Origin of the sequence: Phytoactinopolyspora endophytica, assembly GCF_004138495.1 — a bacterium.
GTDB classification, from domain to species: Bacteria; Actinomycetota; Actinomycetes; order Jiangellales; family Jiangellaceae; genus Phytoactinopolyspora; species Phytoactinopolyspora endophytica.
The window spans coordinates 36,459-38,259 of sequence record NZ_ML142874.1 but is presented as its reverse complement, the minus strand read 5'-3'; the positions used below and the strand labels follow the sequence as shown (position 1 = coordinate 38,259).

3 protein-coding genes are annotated in these 1,801 nt (G+C 68.5%); 1 reads left to right on the top strand and 2 read right to left on the bottom strand.

From position 1 onward, the window contains the following. Positions 1-875: amidase (locus tag ELR45_RS39895; RefSeq protein ID WP_205857660.1), on the top strand; the 875-nt coding region annotated here is incomplete at its 5' end. A 1-nt stretch (position 876) separates the two neighbouring features. Here ELR45_RS39895 and ELR45_RS31670 read toward each other — a convergent pair. Together ELR45_RS31670 and ELR45_RS39890 are read right to left on the bottom strand one after the other, a co-directional pair. Further along, positions 877-1,587 carry a Rid family hydrolase gene (locus ELR45_RS31670; protein WP_129669842.1) on the bottom strand — a complete coding sequence of 237 codons (711 nt, stop codon included), beginning with the start codon at positions 1,585-1,587 and terminating at the stop codon, positions 877-879. 15 nt (positions 1,588-1,602) lie between these two features. Beyond that, positions 1,603-1,801 (bottom strand): FAD-dependent oxidoreductase (locus tag ELR45_RS39890; RefSeq protein ID WP_205857659.1); only part of this gene is annotated, 199 nt, incomplete at its 5' end.

Here is a 1,801-nt window from a genome sequence, read left to right as displayed (position 1 = left end):
CCAGCGCATGTGGACTCGTCGGCCTGAAGCCGACGCGAGGGCGGATCAGCCCGGGTCCGTACGGCATCGAGTCCGCCGGGCTGGCCATCAACGGCGTCCTGACCCGGGACGTGCGGGACACCGCTGCCGCGCTGGACGTCCTCGCCCACCCATGGCCCGGCGACCTGTACGTTCTTCCCGAGCCGCAGGGCAGCTTCCTCCACGCATGCCAGCGACCGCCCGGGCGGCTGCGCATCGGCGTGCTGACCACGCCGGTCATCGACGCGGACGCACAGGTGGACCCGGTCTGCCTTGAGGCCGTCGAGCGCACCGCCGCACTTCTCACCGAGCTCGGGCATGACGTCGAGCCGGCTCCCGTGCCGTTCGAGCCCGAACGATGGTCGTCGTTCGAGGCCATGTGGTCCGTGCTGGCGCTCAGTGCACCGATCTCGTCCGAGGTCGAAGACCGCCTCGTGCCGTTGACCCGCTGGCTACGCGACAAGGGACGCTCCGTCACAGGCATCGAGTACGCACTGGCCATGAACTCGATGCAGGTGACGACGCGCGAGGCCGCCGCCACCTGGGCACCGTACGACGTTATCCTCACCCCGACTCTGGCCCGTCCGCCGGCGTTGATCGGTGAGCTCCGCAACGACGGTGATCCAGCGGCCGACTTCGCAGCGCAGATGGCGTACACACCGTGGACCAGTGCCTGGAACCTCACCGGCTGGCCGGCGATCAACCTCCCCCTGCACTGGGCCGAGGTGGAAGGTGCGACGCTGCCGATCGGAGTGATGCTGGGCGGCCGGCACGGCGCCGAGGAGACGCTGCTGTCACTGGCCGCCCAGCTGGAGGAGGCACGCCCGTGGCGGCACCGCCACCCACCCGTGTGGTGAGTCAGCGGCGGCGGCCCTGCGGGTATGTGGCGACGACCTCGATCTCGATCAACCAGCCTGCCACGGGTAACGTCGCGACCTCCAGGTTCGTCCGTGACGGCCGGACCTCGTTGGCGTACTCGACGGGCTCGTATGCTTCGATCACCTCGCCGGAGACCCGGTCGACGTTTGCCATCCACTTCCGGTAGGCGCGGTTCCAGCCGTCGTAGTCGGCGCGGTCCGCACCTTCCGGCGCCTGCAGGTAGATCCGCATGCTGGTCACATCGGTGAGGCTCAATCCCTGTGACTCGAGGTTCTCCTGGATCCGCAGCATGGCGTTCATCCCTTGCGCCTCGGTGAGCGTGATGCCTTCGGGCAGCTCACCGCCAGGGAACTGCTCGGGGTTGATGTAACTCTCCGGCGTCCCGGCGGGAGCGTCCGGGTTGAGCGCGGCGGGGCCGACACCGCTGGAGAAGTAGATCGGCACCCCGCTGCCGACGGAGACGCCGCCGGCCAGGAACGGGTCCGGTGCTTCCTCCGGCGAGGGAAGGTTGAAACGGACCTCGTTGGGGCGTGGTGGCTTGGTCCTCAAGTCGGCTGAGACCGCTCCGGCGACGCCGAGTGTGACCAGGCTGGAGAGCAGCGCGACGAGCAGCACGCGGACCTTTCCGGACCGCAGGAGACGCTGTGCGTGGAGTTTGTGAGAAGTTGTGTGAGACGTCTTGTGAGACATGTGGAGTCCTATCTCTCAGGCGGCGGACGCCGCGAGGCGTTCGTGCAGGTTCATGACGGTGAGCCGGGCAGACTCGATCGCTCCGGCCTGCCAGGCGATGTAGTGGCTCAGGTGGTCCCCGGCGAAGTAGACGTTCCCGTCCGGTTCGAGGAGATGCTCATACGCCGCACCGCGACCGTCCGGCCAGCTGACCCACCCGCCGAGAGCCTCGGGC